This window comes from Streptomyces spongiae (assembly GCF_009377185.1).
Taxonomy (GTDB): domain Bacteria; phylum Actinomycetota; class Actinomycetes; order Streptomycetales; family Streptomycetaceae; genus Streptomyces; species Streptomyces spongiae.
The window spans coordinates 1-14718 of sequence record NZ_VJZC01000217.1 but is presented as its reverse complement, the minus strand read 5'-3'; the positions used below and the strand labels follow the sequence as shown (position 1 = coordinate 14718).

The following is a 14718-nucleotide window of genomic DNA, read 5'->3' as shown; positions in this document are numbered from 1 at the left end:
GCCCCCGGGATGGGACGGGTAGGGGCGGCGGGGGCGAGCACACCCCCCTAGAAACCCGCCGGCTCCGTGTAGACCCCCCACTCCTCCCGGAGGGCATCGCAGATCTCGCCCAGCGTGGCCTCCGCCCGCACCGCGTCGAGCATGGGCCCGATCATGTTCGACCCATCGCGCGCCGCGGCGAGCATCTCGGCGAGCGCACCCCGCACAGCCGCCTCGTCACGACCGGCCTTACGCCCCGCGAGGACCCGCACCTGCTCCCGCTCCACCTCGTGGCTGACCCGCAGGATCTCCAGGTCCCCGGTGACCGACCCGGTGTGGACGTTCACGCCCACGACCCTCTTGTCGCCCTTCTCCAGGGCCTTCTGGTACTGGAAGGCGGACTCGGCGATCTCGCCCGTGAACCAGCCGTCCTCGATCCCGCGCAGGATGCCGGACGTGACCGGCCCGATCGGGTGCTGCCCGTCCGGGTGGGCCCTCAGCCCCCGCTCCTTGATCTGGTCGAAGATCTTCTCCGCGTCCGCCTCGATGCGGTCCGTCAACTGCTCGACGTACCACGAACCACCCAGCGGATCCGCCACGTTGCCGACGCCGGTCTCCTCCATCAGCACCTGCTGCGTGCGCAGGGCGATCTCCGCGGCCTGCTCCGACGGCAGCGCCAACGTCTCGTCCAGCGCGTTCGTGTGCAGCGAGTTCGTCCCGCCCAGCACCGCCGCGAGCGCCTCCACGGCCGTACGGACCACGTTGTTGTACGGCTGCTGCGCGGTGAGCGAGACACCGGCGGTCTGCGTGTGGAAGCGGAGCCACTGCGCCTTCTCCGACCTCGCGCCGTACACGTCCCGCATCCACCGCGCCCAGATCCTGCGCGCCGCACGGAACTTGGCGATCTCCTCGAAGAAGTCCACGTGCGCGTCGAAGAAGAACGACAGGCCGGGCGCGAAGACGTCCACGTCCAGCCCGCGGGACAGGCCCAGCTCCACGTACCCGAAACCGTCCGCCAGCGTGTACGCCAGCTCCTGCGCGGCCGTCGCCCCGGCCTCGCGGATGTGGTAGCCGGAGACCGACAGCGGCTTGTACGCGGGGATGTGGGACGCGCAGTGCTCCATCAGGTCGCCGATGAGGCGCAGATGGGGCTCGGGCTGGAAGAGCCACTCCTTCTGCGCGATGTACTCCTTGAAGATGTCGGTCTGGAGCGTGCCGTTCAACACCGTCGGATCCACGCCCTGGCGCTCGGCGGCCACCAGGTACATGCAGAAGACGGGCACGGCGGGACCGCTGATCGTCATGGACGTCGTGACGTCACCCAGCGGGATGTCCCTGAACAGGACCTCCATGTCGGCCGCCGAGTCGATGGCCACCCCACAGTGCCCGACCTCGCCGAGCGAACGCGGGTCGTCGGAGTCACGGCCCATGAGCGTGGGCATGTCGAACGCCACCGACAGGCCCCCGCCGCCGTTGGCGAGGATCATCTTGTAGCGCTCGTTCGTCTGCTCGGCGTTCCCGAACCCGGCGAACTGCCGGATCGTCCACGTCCGCCCTCGGTAGCCGGTCGGATAGAGCCCGCGCGTGAAGGGGTACTCCCCGGGCCAGCCGATCCGCTCGAAGCCCTCGTAGGCGTCCCCGGGGCGCGGACCGTACACGGGCTCCACGGGGTCACCGGAGAGCGTCGTGAAGTCTGCCTCGCGCTTGCGTGAGGCGTCGTAGCGGGCCTGCCAGCGTCGGCGACCCTCCTCGATGGCGTCAGCGTCCATGCTCCCAATTTACTAGGACGTCCAAGTAAATGTCGACGGGAGACCACGGTGAGCCGCGCCCCAGGGGCCGAAGACCCCCTTAGGGGCGCGGGGAACTGCGCGACCAGCCACAAACGACCCGCAGCCCCCAGACCACGTCAGCCAGGCAGACGCTCAGGCAGCCACAGCCGCACCGTCGGAGACCTTCGCCTCGAGCTCACGGCTGATCCTGCGCTCCACGAAGAACGCCGCCGTCGGAACCGTACCCGCCAGCAGCACCCACAGCTGCTTGCCGACCGGCCACTTCGCCTTGTTGCCCAGGTCGAAGGCACAGACCAGGTACACGACGTACAGCCAGCCGTGCGCGAGGCTGACGACGTACGTGAAGTCCGCGGCCCCGTCCAGTTCGAGCACGTACTTGCCGATCATCCCGAGGGTCAGCAGGATCAGCAGCACACCGGTGACGTAGGCCATGACGCGGTAGCGGGTCAGCACGCTCTTTTTCATGAGGATGAGCGTAACCACCGGTTTCGTACGATCTTCGGGCGCCCCCGCGCCCTGGGGCGGGCCCTACTCCCCCTCGAAGTCGTGCGCCGCCACCCGCAGCGGCCGGAGCATCGCGAAGATCTCCTGGCACTCCTCCGCGTCGTACGCGCCGAGCCCGAAGTCCATCGCCATCAGGTCACGGGTGGCCGCCTCGCAGACCTCGCGGCCCTTGTCGGTGATGGAGGCGAGCGTGCCGCGGCCGTCGTTGGGGTTGGGCCGCTTGTCGACGAGGCCGGACTTCACCAGGCGGTCCACGGTGTTCGTGACCGACGTGGGGTGCACCATGAGCCGCTCTCCGATCTTGGACATCGGCAGCTCACCCTTCTGCGAGAAGGTGAGCAGCACCAGCGCCTCGTAGCGCGCGAAGGTCAGCTCGTACGGCTTGACGACCGCGTCGACCTCGGCGAGCAGGATCTGCTGCGCACGCATGATCGAGGTGATCGCAGCCATGGACGGGGCGTTCCCCCAACGCTGCTTCCAGTGTTCGTCGGCGCGAGCGATGGGGTCGAAGGACAGGCTGAGCGGCTTCGGCACGGCATCGACCTTACCGGCCGGTCATATGGCGGTCAGCCCCGTCTCGCCCTTCGGTCCCGGGCCTTGCGCACCCTTTACCGCGGGCACCGCCGGTGTCGTATCCGAGTCGACCGGGCCCCCTGTGGAACCATGAGCCACCGATCGTCACTGTTTGTCACGGATTATCCATGATGATCACTGATCGCCACTGAATCTCACCGTCCCAGGGAACCGAGGGAGCAGCATGTCCCGGCTGATCCGCACCTTCGCGGCACTCGCGGCGCTCGGACTCACGGCAGGCTGCTCGTCCGGGTCCGGGGACGGCGGGTCGCCCGTCGCCGACGGCACCACCGAGAAGGCCGCCAGGAAGACGAGTCCGGGCCCCGGGTCGCCGTTCTGGGTCGACCCGGCCGGCCCCGCGGCCCGGCAGATCCGGCTGTGGCGGCAGGAGGGCCGGACCGAGGACGCCGAGCTGCTGCGGCGGATCGCGGACCAGCCGGCCGCGCTGTGGCCCGCGGGCGACGACCCGGTCACGGCGATCGGCGAGGCCACACGGGCGGCGGAGCAGGAGGGCCGCACGGCGGTGCTCGTCGCGTACAACATCCCGCACCGCGACTGCGGCCAGCACTCCGCGGGCGGCGCGTACGACGCGGCCACCTACCGCTACTGGATCGACCGGTTCGCCGGCGCCATCGGCGACAGCAGGGCGCTGGTCGTCCTCGAACCGGACGCGGTGGCCCACATCGTGGACGGGTGCACCCCGCGCGAGTACCACAAGGAGCGCGAGCAGTTGCTGAGCGAGGCGGTCGTCCGGCTGAAGCAGCAGCCCCGCACGACCGTGTACCTGGACGCGGGCAACCCGGCCTGGATCCGGGAGCCCTGGAAGCTGGCGGAGCCGCTGCGGCGCGCCGGCATCGCCCAGGCGGACGGCTTCTCCCTCAACGTCTCCAACTTCCAGACGGACGAGGCCACCAAGGCGTACGGACTGCGGCTGTCCGAGGAACTCGGCGGGAAGCACTTCGTGGTCGACAGCAGCCGCAACGGCAACGGCCCGTTGAACGGCGCCCGCGGCACGGCCTGGTGCAACCCGCCGGGCCGCGCGCTGGGCACCCGCCCGACGACCGAGACCGGGGAGCCCGCCCTCGACGCCTATCTGTGGATCAAGCGCCCGGGCGAGTCGGACGGCCAGTGCCGGGGCGGCCCGGCGGCCGGGACGTGGTGGCCGGACTACGCCCTGGGACTGGCCCGCAACTCCAAGGCGTAAAGGTGTGGTGCGAGACCTCCCGGGCCCCCAGGGCCCCATAGCCCCCAGGGCCGCCCTACCCGACCCGGATCCACTTGGCCCGTGACGGCGTGCCCCGCGCGTCCGTCACGAAGAGCATGTACCAGCCGGGCGGGACCAGGGTGCGGTCCTTCGGCACCGTCACCGTGATCGAGTTCCTGGTGCGGGTGAGCCCCAGGGCGATGGACCGCTGTTCCACGTCCGTGGTGTGCGTGACCGCGCTGGGCCGCATCAGTCTGGCCCTGGTGACGCGCTCCGGGTGGCGGGCGCCGAAGGTGGCGCGGCCGTGCCGGTCGGTCTCCCGGGGGCCGTCGCCGAGGACGGGACGGTTCCTGCCGTTCCTGTGGAGCGCGGGCGGGGTGTAGATCTCCATGCGCTGCTCGAAGTGGCCGAGCTTGGTGTTCCGCTGGTCGTCGTAGAGCGGGTCGGAGCCGAACGTGGCGACCCGGCCGTCGGGCAGGAGCACGGCCTCGGAGTGGTAGTTGCGGCCGACCGTGGGCTCGGCGGCGGGCCGGAACGCGTTGCTCCTCGGGTCGTAGAACTGGGCCTTGAGGATGTTGCTGCCGCTGCGGCCTCGGTAGTCCCGGGATCCGTTGGTGGTGAAGACGGAGTCGTCCGGCATGATCACGCTGTTGAGGTAGCGGGTGCCCTGAGGCAGCTCGGGGCCGTCCTCGAACGCGGGGTGGGCCTTCGTCAGGTCGACGACCGCGGTGCGCCGGGACGACTTCTTCGACTCCCCGACGCCTCCGCCGCCGAGGATCATCACCTTCTGGTCCTGGGCGGGCGGCAGGAGCAGGGAGGACGAGGTCTCCGTCCGGTCCGGGTCCTTCAGGCCCGGAACCCGCTCGAACCTGTTGGTCTTCAGGTCCCACAGCCCGGGCACACGGCCCATGGTCGCGGGCCCGTACCCGGCGTTGGACGCGGGGTAGAAGAGCCTGCCTCCCTTGGTGAGGAAGAGGGCGGGGTAGGTCGGGAAGTACCGCTTGGGGCCGGGCTCCCACTTCTTGGTCCTCGGGTCGTAGATCTCGTTGTCGCCGGGGTCGACCACACCGACGTCGTCGAGCCCGGAGACGGCGAGGACGCGCCCGTCCTGCAGCCCCACGAGGGTCGGGTACCAGCGGGCCTTGTCCATGGGGTCGACGGGAACGTACTTCTCGGCCTTCGGATCGAACTCGTATGCCGCCTTGATCCCCTGGAAGTCCTGCTTGTCCATGGTGATCTTCTCGGAGAGGCCGTACGTGTTGGCCGCGGCCCTGCCCCTGAGGCCGACGATCTTGTACTGGGCCTGCTTGGCGGTGACCGATCGCCGCCCCTTCCTGACCGCCTCCACGAACACGCGGGCCTCGCTCGCGATCACCTTCGTCTTCCAGGGCCGCATGACGCCGTCACCGTCGTACGTGACGTCGAAGGTACGCGTGGCCTTCGGCACAGTCACGTCGAACCGGCTGACGTACTCGACGCCGGAGGGCGAGCGGAAGCGGGTCCCCTTCTTCAGCACGACTGCCTGGTCGGGGCTCTCGTTCTTGATCCGCATGCCGCCGCCGGCCCGTTCGACCTCGCCGTCGAGCAGCTCGTACCGGGCGGTGCCGCCGGCCACCAGGAGACGGCCGTCGGGGAGTTGGGCGTGTCCGGCGCAGAAGAAGTCCTCGGGGGTGGGGATCTTCCGGAAGGTGTTCCTCACCGGGTCCCACAGGACGGTGTCGAAGGACCCCTCGTCGAATTTCTTCTGCTCGTTCCCCGACCCGGCGACGATGAGCACCTTGCCGGTGTGCAGGAGGGCCGCGTGGATGGCGTTCGTACGGTACTTCCCGGGGATGTCGACCTGGGACCAGGAGCCGTACTTCGCCTGGTACTCCGGCTGCGCGATCTTCCACTCGTGGTACCTCTCCTGGGCGAAGCCGACCACGGCGGGCGCGTTGAGCCCGATGAGCAACCCGACGCCGCCGATGCCCAGCAGGGTCTTCTTCGTCTTCGCGCGGTTCCTCGTCCGCATGGTCTTCCGCATGGTCTGTCCCAGGGGCTGGTGTGCCATGGCCTACGTCGCTCCTGTCCTGGTGCCGACGACCGTGGTGCCGGGCAGGGCCGCTCCGGGAAGGGACTCGACGGAGACGGCGGTGCCGGGGACGGTGGTCGCGGAGACCGTGGTGCTGGGGACCGTGGTGATGGGGATCGTGATGCTGGGGACGGTGATCGTCTCGGCGGCGGTGCGCGCGGGCGCCGGGCGCTGCGGAGGCTCCGTGGCCGCCAGGGGCTCCGGGACGTGTGCGACGGTGTGCCGCTCCTGCCGTGCGCCGTCCGCCCGGCGGGCCGTGCGCCGTTCACCGGCCCACACCGCGACCGGCGCGAGGGAGATCACCAGCGCGACAACGGCCCAGGTGCGCAGGGCCACATGGCTGTGGTCGAGGAAGATCGAGGCGGCCAGCGAGGAGGCGAGGACTGCCGCCCAGGACAGGTGGACACGGAACGTCAGCAGCCGGTCCGGGCTGGCGTCGTCACCCTTGGGGGTGACGACGAAACGGCAGGGCCGGCGGACCAGGGCGGCGCCGAGGGACCAGAGGTAGATGGGCGCGGAGATCGCCGACATGGCCATCCCGGCGAGACCGCCCGAGCCCTCCGGTTCGTGCGGCGAGACGTTGTGCCGCCGGTTCCACAGGTAGAGCCCGACCTGGAGGGCGGCGGCGTCGCTGTAGAGCATCAGCCACACGGAGGCGGCGACCTGGGTGCCGGACGCGCCGAACCACAGGAACAGTGAGCAACTGAGGACGCCCAGGAACCAGTTGACGGCCGACATCGGGTAGTAGACGAGCATCAGCGTGTACGAGAGGAAGCGGCCCGGGGGCATGCTGAACGGCGCCTTCCAGTACTGCTTGAGGAGCGTCTCGTACGTCCCGCGCGACCAGCGCATCTGCTGGGTGAAGAAGTCGGTCCAGGAGGCGGGGCCCTCACCGACGGCGAGGACGTCCGGCGTGTAGACGGACCGCCAGTGCCTGCCTGTCTCGGGGTTGCGGCACCGGTGGAGCTCGAAGCCGGTGGCCATGTCCTCGGTGATGGAGTCGTACAGCCCGCCGATCTGGCGGACCGCCGAGATCCGTACGACGTTGTTGGTGCCGACGAACATGGGGGCGCGGTAGCGGTTGCCGGCGCGCTGGATGAGGGCGTGGAAGAGGAACTGCTGGGACTCGGCGGCCTTGGTGACGGGGCTGGTGTAGTTGCCGTACACCTGGGGCCCCACGACGAAGGCGACGTCCGGGTCCCGGAAGTAGCCCATCATCCTTTCGAGGTAGGTGGGCAGCGGTACGTGGTCGGTGTCCACGGAGGCGAAGAACTCGTAGTCGTCGCCGTGCGCGTCGATCCACGCGTTGTAGTTGCCGTGCTTGGTGCGGGCCTTGTGGACGCCCTTGGGGCGGTTCCACTCGGGGACGCCGCGCCGGGTGAAGTGCCGTACCCCGAGTTCGGCGCACAGGGCCTTGGCCTGCTCGTCGTCGCCCTCGTCGAGGAGCCAGACGTCGACGGGGCCGGTGTGGTGGATGCCGACGGCTCCCTCGAGGGTGGCGCGGAGCATGGCGAGGGGCTCCTTGCCCGGGACGTACGTGGTGAGGAAGGCGACGCGGGTGCCGTGTTCGGGGACGACGGGGACGGGGTCCCGGGCGACCATGGTGGCGTGGGCGATGGAAATGACGTTCACGAGCATGAAGAGCTCGACCAGGCCGATGGACACGAGCATCGTGATGTCGAGACCGATCAGCCATGCCTCGGCACCCTCGCGTTCGACCCAGTGGGTGGGCCAGAGGAGGTAGACGAGGAGCGCGCCCGTGAGCAGGGGCGCGAACGTCAGCAGCAGGGCGGCTCTCTTGCGGTGGGGCTCGCGTGCGAGAAGCCGTACGAACTCCACCCGGTACGCCGTCGCCCCGGTCGGCTCCGTGAGCGGTCCGGCCAGTCGGCTGTGGGTGTCGTAGTCGTAGCCTTCCGGCCGCACGGCGCCCTCCAGTGATCGAGCCAGTCGATCTGCACGATATCCATACAAAGTGGACTTTTATGTGCACATCCGACTGGGCGCGTCCACCTCGGGTGAGCGGCGCCCCCTAAGGGGCGCGGGGAACTGCGCGACAAGCCACAACGAACCCGCAGCCGCCAACGAACAGGAACCCGGCAGACGAGATCGCACCCCTGTTCAAGAAGACAGGTACCGCTCCACCGTCTCCACCTTCGACGTGAGCCCGTCCGTGACCCCGGGCCGGACGTCGGCCTTGAGGACCAGCGAGACACGAGGCGCCCGCGCCTCGACCACGGCGACCGCGCGCTTCACGACGTCCATCACCTCGTCCCATTCACCCTCGATCGAGGTGAACATCGCGTCGGTACGGTGGGGCAGCCCGGACTCGCGGACCACCCGGACCGCGTCGGCGACGTACTCCCCCACGTCCTCGCCGACACCCAGCGGCGTCACGGAGAAGGCGACAATCATGCGCTGACGGCCCCTTCCTGGCGGGCACGGGACGCGATCACCGCGTCCTCGGCCTCACGGCGCAGCTTGCGCTCGGCGAAGAAGCCACCGGTGGGAAGCACGGACAGCACGAAGTAGAGGGCGGCCGTCTTCAGGGACCACTTCGTGCGGTTCCAGGCGTCCGCCCAGAAGATCACGTACAGGATGAAGAGGATGCCGTGGATCATGCCCATCACCGGCACCGCGTTGAAGTCCGTGGTCCGCTTCAGCACCGAGCAGACGAGCAGGAGCAGGAACGAGACCGCCTCGGGGGCGGAGACGAGGCGCAGACGGCGGAGGGCGGAGGCGGTCTTGATGTCCACGGGTCACCTTCGATGGGAGAGTCGTCAAGCCTTGTGAACGCACGCACAAGCGCTCCCATTGTGGCATCAGCGGCTGGCGCGGCCGGGAAGGGGGGTGGAGTTCCATCCCCGGGATCTGTCCTGTCCGCCCCGCCTGGGGCTACCTTCACTGCGTGGCGATGTTCCGACTTCAAGGCAGCAAGGTGCTCGCCGTCGACATGACCGGGGACGCCGTGAAGGCGAAGAACGGCTCGATGGTCGCGTACGACGGTCAGATGGCCTTCAAGAAGATGAGCGGCGGCGGGGAGGGGATCCGGGGGATGGTGACCCGGCGTCTCACCGGCGAGCAGATGACCATGATGGAGGTGAAGGGGCACGGGACGTGCTGGTTCGCCGACCGGGCCTCCGAGATCAATCTCGTGAACCTCCAGGGCGACACGCTGTACGTCGAGTCGAGCAATCTGCTCGCGACGGACGCGGGGCTGCGGACGGGCACGTCCTTCACGGGGCTGCGCGGGGCCTCGCAGGGGAACGGGCTGTTCACGACCACGGTGGAGGGCCACGGCCAGGCGGCGCTCATGTCCGACGGGCCGGCCGTGGTGCTGCGGGTGAGCTCGCAGTACCCGCTGATCGTCGACCCGGGGGCGTACATCGCGCATCAGGGCAACGTGCGGCAGTCCTTCCAGTCCGGCGTGTCCTTCCGCACGTTCATGGGCGAGGGCGGCGGCGAGGCCTTCCAGATCCGGTTCGAGGGGGACGGGCTGGTGTACGTGCAGCCGAGTGAGCGGAACACGATCGCGGGGGATGTGTGACATGCCCTTCCGTGAGATCAACTCGAAGATGATCGAGGCGACGATCGCCCCCGGGCAGCGGCTGTTCAGCCAGCGCGGGGCGATGCTCGCCTACAAGGGCGAGGTGTCCTTCACGCCCAACATGCAGGGCGGTCAGGGCGGGATCGCGTCGATGATCGGCCGCCGGGTGGCGGGCGAGGCCGCACCGCTGATGACCGTCGAGGGCAGCGGCACGGTGCTCTTCGGACACGGCGGTCACCATGTGCAGGTGATCGAGCTGACCGGGGACACGCTGTACGTCGAGGCGGACCGCCTGCTCGCCTTCGACGGCACGCTGCAGCAGGGCACGATGTTCATGGGTTCGCAGGGCGGAGTCATGGGCATGGTGCGCGGACAGGTGACGGGACAGGGGCTGTTCACGACGACCCTGAAGGGGCGCGGCTCCGTCGCCGTGATGGCGCACGGCGGCGTCATCGAGGTTCCCATCACCCCCCAGCGCCCGGTCCACGTCGACCCGCAGGCGTACGTGGCGCACCACGGCGACGTACGGAACAAGCTGTCCACCGCGCTGGGCTGGCGCGACATGGTGGGCCGCGGCTCGGGCGAGGCGTTCCAGCTGGAGCTGAGCGGAAGCGGCGCGGTGTACGTCCAGGCGTCGGAGGAGAAGCTGTGAGCACCTACGGGGTGACGGGCGGCGGCCCGGTGGTCCACGACCCGATGACGCTGCCGAGCGATGACAACGTGAACAAGTACACCTTCTGCGTGGAGCTCAAGGGGAGCCAGTGGTTCCTGCAGAAGGGGAAGATGATCGCCTACTACGGGTCGATCGACTTCAACGGGATCGGGCACGGCCGTCTGGACCGTCTTGTCCGTACGTCCTTTCATTCGCCTCTGCACGCGAGCGACTGGGTCGTGGCGGAGGGCTCGGGCAAGATGCTCCTCGCCGACCGGGCCTTCGACGTGAATTCGTACGATTTGGACGAGGGCAACCTGACCATTCGCTCAGGCAACTTGCTCGCTTTCCAGCCAAGCTTGTCACTCAAGCAGTCGATCGTGCCGGGCTTTCTGACCCTGATCGGAACCGGAAAGTTCGTGGCCGCCTCGAACGGCCCGGTGGTGTTCATGGAACCGCCCATCCGGGTCGACCCGCAGGCCCTGGTCGGCTGGGCCGACTGCCCCTCGCCGTGCCACCACTACGACCACGGGTACATGACGGGCCTCATGGGCGGTCTACGTGCGATGACGGGCCTCGGCGGGGCCTCCGGCGAGGAGCACCAGTTCGAGTTCGTCGGAGCCGGCACCGTGCTCCTGCAGTCCTCGGAGACCCTCATGGCCGAGCAGGCCACGGGAGCGGTTCCGCACGAGCCGGGCGTACCGGGTTCCGGAGGGGCGCCAGGTCAACACGGGCAGCACGGACAGCAGGCGGGCACACCGCGCCTTCCCGGACAGCTCGGGGACCTCCAACGTCGCTTCGGGCTGTGAGCGGTAGTCTGCGGAGTGTGACATCGAACGCGTGCACCCAGTCACAATCCCAGCAAAACCCTCATTAGTTCGCCTTTCAACCTCTTAGGTAGACTTCATTCATGGAGACCGAGACGGCCACGCGCTGGCTGACCGATGCGGAGCAGTGCGCCTGGCGCACCCACCTGGATGTCAACAGGCTGTTGACGCACCAGCTCGAGAGGGACCTGCAGCCGTTCGGCCTGACAATGAACGACTACGAGATCCTGGTGAACCTGTCCGAGTCGGAAGGCCTGCGGATGCGGATGAGCGACCTCGCGTCCGCCACCCTCCAGTCCAAGAGCCGCCTCTCCCACCAGATCACCCGCATGGAGAACGCGAACCTGGTCCGGCGCGAGAACTGCGAGTCGGACCGCCGGGGGCTGTACGCGGTGCTCACCGAGCACGGCATGGAGACGATGCGGAAGGTCGCGCCGCACCATGTGGCGTCCGTGCGGAGGCACTTCATCGATCTGCTGCGGCCCGAGGCGATGGAGGAGCTGCACGAATCGTTGAGGCCGATCGCGGAGCACTTGCGGGGGCATCGCGCCAAGCCTTAGCGCTCCGCTTGTCTGCCGGGGAACTGCCTGCCGTGGATCACTGCGGGTTGTCTGTGGCTGGTCGCGCAGTTCACCGCGCCCCTTGCGGGGCGCGGTGACCGCCGCCAAGAGCGCTGTGGCTAGCTCTTCGGCAGCCTGAGTGCGAAGAGTGCTCCGCCCGCCGGCGCTTCCCCGACCCTGAGCGTGCCCCCGTGGCGTACCGCGATGTCGCGGGCTATGGCCAGGCCCAGGCCGGCTCCGCCGTCGTCGCGGCTGCGGGACTCGTCCAGGCGGACGAAGCGTTCGAAGATCCGTTCCCGTTCCTCGGGCGGGACGCCGGAGCCGTCGTCGGCGACCTCGAGTACCGCCCAGGTGCCCTCGGTGCGCAGGGCGACATCGATGCGGTCGCGGGCGTGGCGCTGGGCGTTGTCGAGCAGGTTGCCGAGGACGCGGGCCAGCTGGCTCCGGGATCCCGCGACCTCGACCGCGCCCACGCCGTCGAGGTGCACCCGGTCGCGCCCGTCGGCCTCTTCCCGGACCAGTTTCGCCAGGTCTAGGCGCCCGTCCTGCGGCCGTTCCCCCGCGTCCAGCCGTGCGAGCAGCAGCAGATCGGCGGCGAGCCGCTGCAGTCGTACGGTGTCCTCGACCGCACCCTCCACGTCCAGCAGCTCCGGATGCGCGGCGCCCACTTCGAGCTGGGTGCGGAGCGAGGCGATGGGGCTGCGGAGTTCGTGGGAGGCGTCGGCGACGAAGCGGCGCTGGCGCTCCACGGACGCCTCCAGGGCGGAGAGGGTCTCGTTGGTGGTGCTGGCCAGCCGGGCGATCTCGTCGTGCGTGTCGGGCTCGGGCACCCGCCGGGAGAGGTCCTCCGAGGCCGTGATGGCGGCCATCTCGGCGCGGATGCCCTCCACGGGGCGCAGTGCGCGGCGGGTGACGCCGTACGTGGCGCCGCCCACGGTCAGCAGCAGCAGCGGCAGCCCGATCAGCATGGACGTCAGCGCTGTGCCCACGGCGCCCTGCTGGGCGGAGAGAGGTGCGCCCGCGAACACCGTGAGGGTCACGTCGTGCTGGGTGGTCACGTCGACCGCGGCGAACCGGTAGTCCTCCGTGCCGCCCTCGACCGTCGCGGTGCCCTGGGAGTGGCGCACCCGGTCGGAGATGTGGCCCGCCTCGGGCAGGGCCTCGTCCTGATCGTCGTCATCGTCGTCGGCCGGGGAGTCTCCGGAGACCGCGCCCCCACCGGGCCGCGCGGAGCCGAGCTTGACGACGCTCATGCTCTCCACGTCCTCGTCGCCCGCGATCAGCCGCCTCTGCCGGTCCACGACCTGGACGGGATTGTCCTCCTCGTCCGGCAGGTTCAGCTGGGCGTACGGGACACCGGCCGCGAGCTGGGCGGCGACCTTGCGGGCCGCGTTGTCGGCCTGTGCGTCCGCCTGGTCGCTGAGGTTGGCCCTCAGAGCGAGCAGGACGGCCGTACCCGCCGCCACCAGGGCGATCGCCACGACGAGGGTGGCCGCGAGCGTGGCCCTGGCACGTACGGACCCCAGACGGCGCCTCATCTCGCCTCCAGCCGGTAGCCGGCACCGCGCACGGTCCTGATGACCTCCGCGCCGAGCTTGCGCCGCAGGGTGCTGATGTACACCTCGACGATGTTCGGGTCGCCCTCGTACGCGAAGTCCCAGACGTGGTCCAGGATGTCGGCCTTCGAGACGACCTCGCCGGCCCGTACGACGAGTTGCTCCAGGACGGAGAACTCCTTGGCGGTGAGGACGGTCTCGTCGTCGCCGAGGAAGACACGCCGGGCGGCGGTGTCGACCTTCAGGTCGCCGACCACGTGCACGGGCGAGGCCCCGGCGGGCCCCCGGCGGCGCAGCAGCGCCTTCACACGGGCGACGAGGACGACGTACGAGAAGGGCTTGGTCAGGTAGTCGTCGGCGCCCGTGTCGAGTCCCTCGGCCTCGTCGTACTCGCCGTCCTTGGCGGTGAGCATGAGGATCGGCACGTCGTGGCCGGCGGCGCGGAGGGTGGCGCACACGCGGTAGCCGTTCATGCCGGGCAGCATGATGTCGAGGATGACGAGGTCGTACGTCCCCTCGCTGGCCTGGTGCAGCCCGTCGACGCCGTCGTGCACGACGTCCACGGCGAAGCCCTCGGCCGTGAGCCCCTTCGCGAGCGAAAGGGCCAGCCGCTTCTCGTCCTCCACGATCAACAGGCGCATGCGAACAGGGTCGCAAACCGATCCTGAAGAACCCTTCAGGGGGTTTCAGGTCGGCTTCAGCGTCCCTCAGCGAGATTGGTTCCCGTCGAAAGCGAACGAATCGCACAGCAGTCGCACTCGGGAGGAACCCCATGAAGCGCAACATCGTCATCGCCACCATCGCTGCCGCGGCCCTCGTCGGCGGCGGCACCGCGACCGCCCTCGCGGTCTCGGGCGACGACGAGGCGCCCGCACAGCGGTCGAACGTGCAGGTCCAGGACGACAACGGCCGTGACGACGTCAACGGGGCGGACAACACGGATGACGCGGACGACGCGAACGACAAGGCCGAGAACGCCGCCGAGGCCAAGGCGGCGAAGGTCACGGCCGCCGACGCGATCACGGCCGCGCTGAAGGAGAAGTCCGGTACGGCCGTAGGCGCCGAGCTCGACACCGAGCGCACGAACGTGGTCTGGGAGGTCGAGATCCTGGCCTCCGGCAACACCTGGCACAGCGTCCAGGTCGACCCGGGTACCGGCAAGGTGCTGGACTCCCGCACCGAGCAGGAGGACCCCGAGGACGCCGCCCAGGCGCGGGCCGCGCTGAAGGGCTCCTCCGTGTCGGCCGCCGAGGCCGCGGAGGCCGCGGAGGCGAAGGGTCCGGTGAACTCCGTGGACCTCGACGACGAGGGCCGTGCACACGCCTGGGACGTGGACACGACGGACGCCGACGGTGTGGAGCACGACTGGAACGTCGGGCTCGACTCCGCCAAGGTGACGGCGGACCGGTCGACGGACGACGCGGACGACCTGGACGACTGACGGTCTCCGGTTACGGC

Annotated in this window: 15 protein-coding genes; 6 read left to right on the top strand and 9 right to left on the bottom strand. The window is 69.6% G+C overall.

Going from position 1 to position 14718, the window contains the following annotated elements; translation table 11 throughout:
• Positions 1-47 precede the first annotated feature (47 nt).
• The 3 genes from FNH08_RS26080 to FNH08_RS26070 form a co-directional block, all read right to left on the bottom strand.
• Positions 48-1748, bottom strand: a complete 1701-nt coding sequence (locus tag FNH08_RS26080; RefSeq protein WP_152773980.1) for an acyl-CoA mutase large subunit family protein — start codon at positions 1746-1748, stop codon at positions 48-50.
• A 153-nt stretch (positions 1749-1901) separates the two neighbouring features.
• Positions 1902-2234 carry a DUF3817 domain-containing protein gene (locus FNH08_RS26075; protein WP_152773979.1) on the bottom strand — a complete coding sequence of 111 codons (333 nt, stop codon included), beginning with the start codon at positions 2232-2234 and terminating at the stop codon, positions 1902-1904.
• 63 nt (positions 2235-2297) lie between these two features.
• The gene (locus FNH08_RS26070; RefSeq protein ID WP_322725397.1) at positions 2298-2807 is read right to left on the bottom strand and encodes a MarR family winged helix-turn-helix transcriptional regulator; all 510 of its coding nucleotides are present in this window, start codon (positions 2805-2807) and stop codon (positions 2298-2300) included.
• 223 nt (positions 2808-3030) lie between these two features.
• Here FNH08_RS26070 and FNH08_RS26065 point away from each other — a divergent pair, with 223 nt between their 5' ends.
• The gene (locus FNH08_RS26065; RefSeq protein WP_152773978.1) at positions 3031-4050 is read left to right on the top strand and encodes a glycoside hydrolase family 6 protein; all 1020 of its coding nucleotides are present in this window, start codon (positions 3031-3033) and stop codon (positions 4048-4050) included.
• Positions 4051-4105: 55 nt separating this feature from the next.
• On the opposite strand, the gene glxA is transcribed toward FNH08_RS26065, so the two are convergent.
• The 4 genes from glxA to FNH08_RS26045 form a co-directional block, all read right to left on the bottom strand.
• A complete protein-coding gene (gene glxA, locus FNH08_RS26060) occupies positions 4106-6061 on the bottom strand; it encodes a radical copper oxidase GlxA (RefSeq protein ID WP_152773985.1) in 1956 nt (651 codons plus the stop codon).
• Positions 6062-6103: 42 nt separating this feature from the next.
• Positions 6104-8044: a glycosyltransferase family 2 protein gene (locus tag FNH08_RS26055; RefSeq protein WP_322725395.1), complete on the bottom strand. Its 1941-nt coding sequence runs from the start codon at positions 8042-8044 to the stop codon at positions 6104-6106.
• Between the two features lie 195 nt (positions 8045-8239).
• Entirely contained in the window at positions 8240-8533 is a 294-nt protein-coding gene (locus FNH08_RS26050) for an MTH1187 family thiamine-binding protein (RefSeq protein ID WP_152773977.1), read from the bottom strand.
• The gene (locus FNH08_RS26045; protein WP_322725394.1) at positions 8530-8874 is read right to left on the bottom strand and encodes a DUF3817 domain-containing protein; all 345 of its coding nucleotides are present in this window, start codon (positions 8872-8874) and stop codon (positions 8530-8532) included. The genes FNH08_RS26050 and FNH08_RS26045 overlap by 4 nt, the downstream gene beginning before the upstream one ends.
• A gap of 158 nt (positions 8875-9032) precedes the next feature.
• On the opposite strand from FNH08_RS26045, the gene FNH08_RS26040 reads away from it, so the two are divergent.
• The 4 genes from FNH08_RS26040 (at position 9033) to FNH08_RS26025 (ending at position 11704) form a co-directional block, all read left to right on the top strand.
• Complete coding sequence (locus FNH08_RS26040; RefSeq protein WP_152773982.1) at positions 9033-9665, top strand: AIM24 family protein; 633 nt, start codon at positions 9033-9035, stop codon at positions 9663-9665.
• A 1-nt stretch (position 9666) separates the two neighbouring features.
• Positions 9667-10317: an AIM24 family protein gene (locus FNH08_RS26035; protein WP_152773976.1), complete on the top strand. Its 651-nt coding sequence runs from the start codon at positions 9667-9669 to the stop codon at positions 10315-10317.
• Positions 10314-11126, top strand: a complete 813-nt coding sequence (locus FNH08_RS26030; RefSeq protein WP_322725393.1) for an AIM24 family protein — start codon at positions 10314-10316, stop codon at positions 11124-11126. The genes FNH08_RS26035 and FNH08_RS26030 overlap by 4 nt, the downstream gene beginning before the upstream one ends.
• A 101-nt stretch (positions 11127-11227) precedes the next feature.
• On the top strand, positions 11228-11704 hold the full coding sequence (locus FNH08_RS26025; protein ID WP_152773975.1) for a MarR family winged helix-turn-helix transcriptional regulator: 477 nt from the start codon (positions 11228-11230) through the stop codon (positions 11702-11704).
• 119 nt (positions 11705-11823) lie between these two features.
• Here FNH08_RS26025 and FNH08_RS26020 read toward each other — a convergent pair whose 3' ends face one another.
• Positions 11824-13242 carry a sensor histidine kinase gene (locus FNH08_RS26020; protein ID WP_152773974.1) on the bottom strand — a complete coding sequence of 473 codons (1419 nt, stop codon included), beginning with the start codon at positions 13240-13242 and terminating at the stop codon, positions 11824-11826.
• Positions 13239-13901: a response regulator transcription factor gene (locus FNH08_RS26015; RefSeq protein ID WP_152773973.1), complete on the bottom strand. Its 663-nt coding sequence runs from the start codon at positions 13899-13901 to the stop codon at positions 13239-13241. The genes FNH08_RS26020 and FNH08_RS26015 overlap by 4 nt, the downstream gene beginning before the upstream one ends.
• 131 nt (positions 13902-14032) lie before the next feature.
• Here FNH08_RS26015 and FNH08_RS26010 point away from each other — a divergent pair, with 131 nt between their 5' ends.
• Positions 14033-14701: a PepSY domain-containing protein gene (locus FNH08_RS26010; protein ID WP_152773972.1), complete on the top strand. Its 669-nt coding sequence runs from the start codon at positions 14033-14035 to the stop codon at positions 14699-14701.
• Positions 14702-14718 lie beyond the last annotated feature (17 nt).

What these genes read in the sequence shown, in the direction of transcription:
- FNH08_RS26080 (WP_152773980.1), bottom strand. Translation starts at nt 1,748, where the DNA reads ATGGACGCTGACGCCATCGAGGAGGGTCGCCGACGCTGGCAGGCCCGC.
- FNH08_RS26075 (WP_152773979.1), bottom strand. Translation starts at nt 2,234, where the DNA reads ATGAAAAAGAGCGTGCTGACCCGCTACCGCGTCATGGCCTACGTCACC.
- FNH08_RS26065 (WP_152773978.1), top strand. Translation starts at nt 3,031, where the DNA reads ATGTCCCGGCTGATCCGCACCTTCGCGGCACTCGCGGCGCTCGGACTC.
- glxA (WP_152773985.1), bottom strand. Translation starts at nt 6,061, where the DNA reads ATGCGGACGAGGAACCGCGCGAAGACGAAGAAGACCCTGCTGGGCATC.
- FNH08_RS26050 (WP_152773977.1), bottom strand. Translation starts at nt 8,533, where the DNA reads ATGATTGTCGCCTTCTCCGTGACGCCGCTGGGTGTCGGCGAGGACGTG.
- FNH08_RS26040 (WP_152773982.1), top strand. Translation starts at nt 9,033, where the DNA reads ATGTTCCGACTTCAAGGCAGCAAGGTGCTCGCCGTCGACATGACCGGG.
- FNH08_RS26035 (WP_152773976.1), top strand. Translation starts at nt 9,667, where the DNA reads ATGCCCTTCCGTGAGATCAACTCGAAGATGATCGAGGCGACGATCGCC.
- FNH08_RS26025 (WP_152773975.1), top strand. Translation starts at nt 11,228, where the DNA reads ATGGAGACCGAGACGGCCACGCGCTGGCTGACCGATGCGGAGCAGTGC.
- FNH08_RS26020 (WP_152773974.1), bottom strand. Translation starts at nt 13,242, where the DNA reads ATGAGGCGCCGTCTGGGGTCCGTACGTGCCAGGGCCACGCTCGCGGCC.
- FNH08_RS26015 (WP_152773973.1), bottom strand. Translation starts at nt 13,901, where the DNA reads ATGCGCCTGTTGATCGTGGAGGACGAGAAGCGGCTGGCCCTTTCGCTC.
- FNH08_RS26010 (WP_152773972.1), top strand. Translation starts at nt 14,033, where the DNA reads ATGAAGCGCAACATCGTCATCGCCACCATCGCTGCCGCGGCCCTCGTC.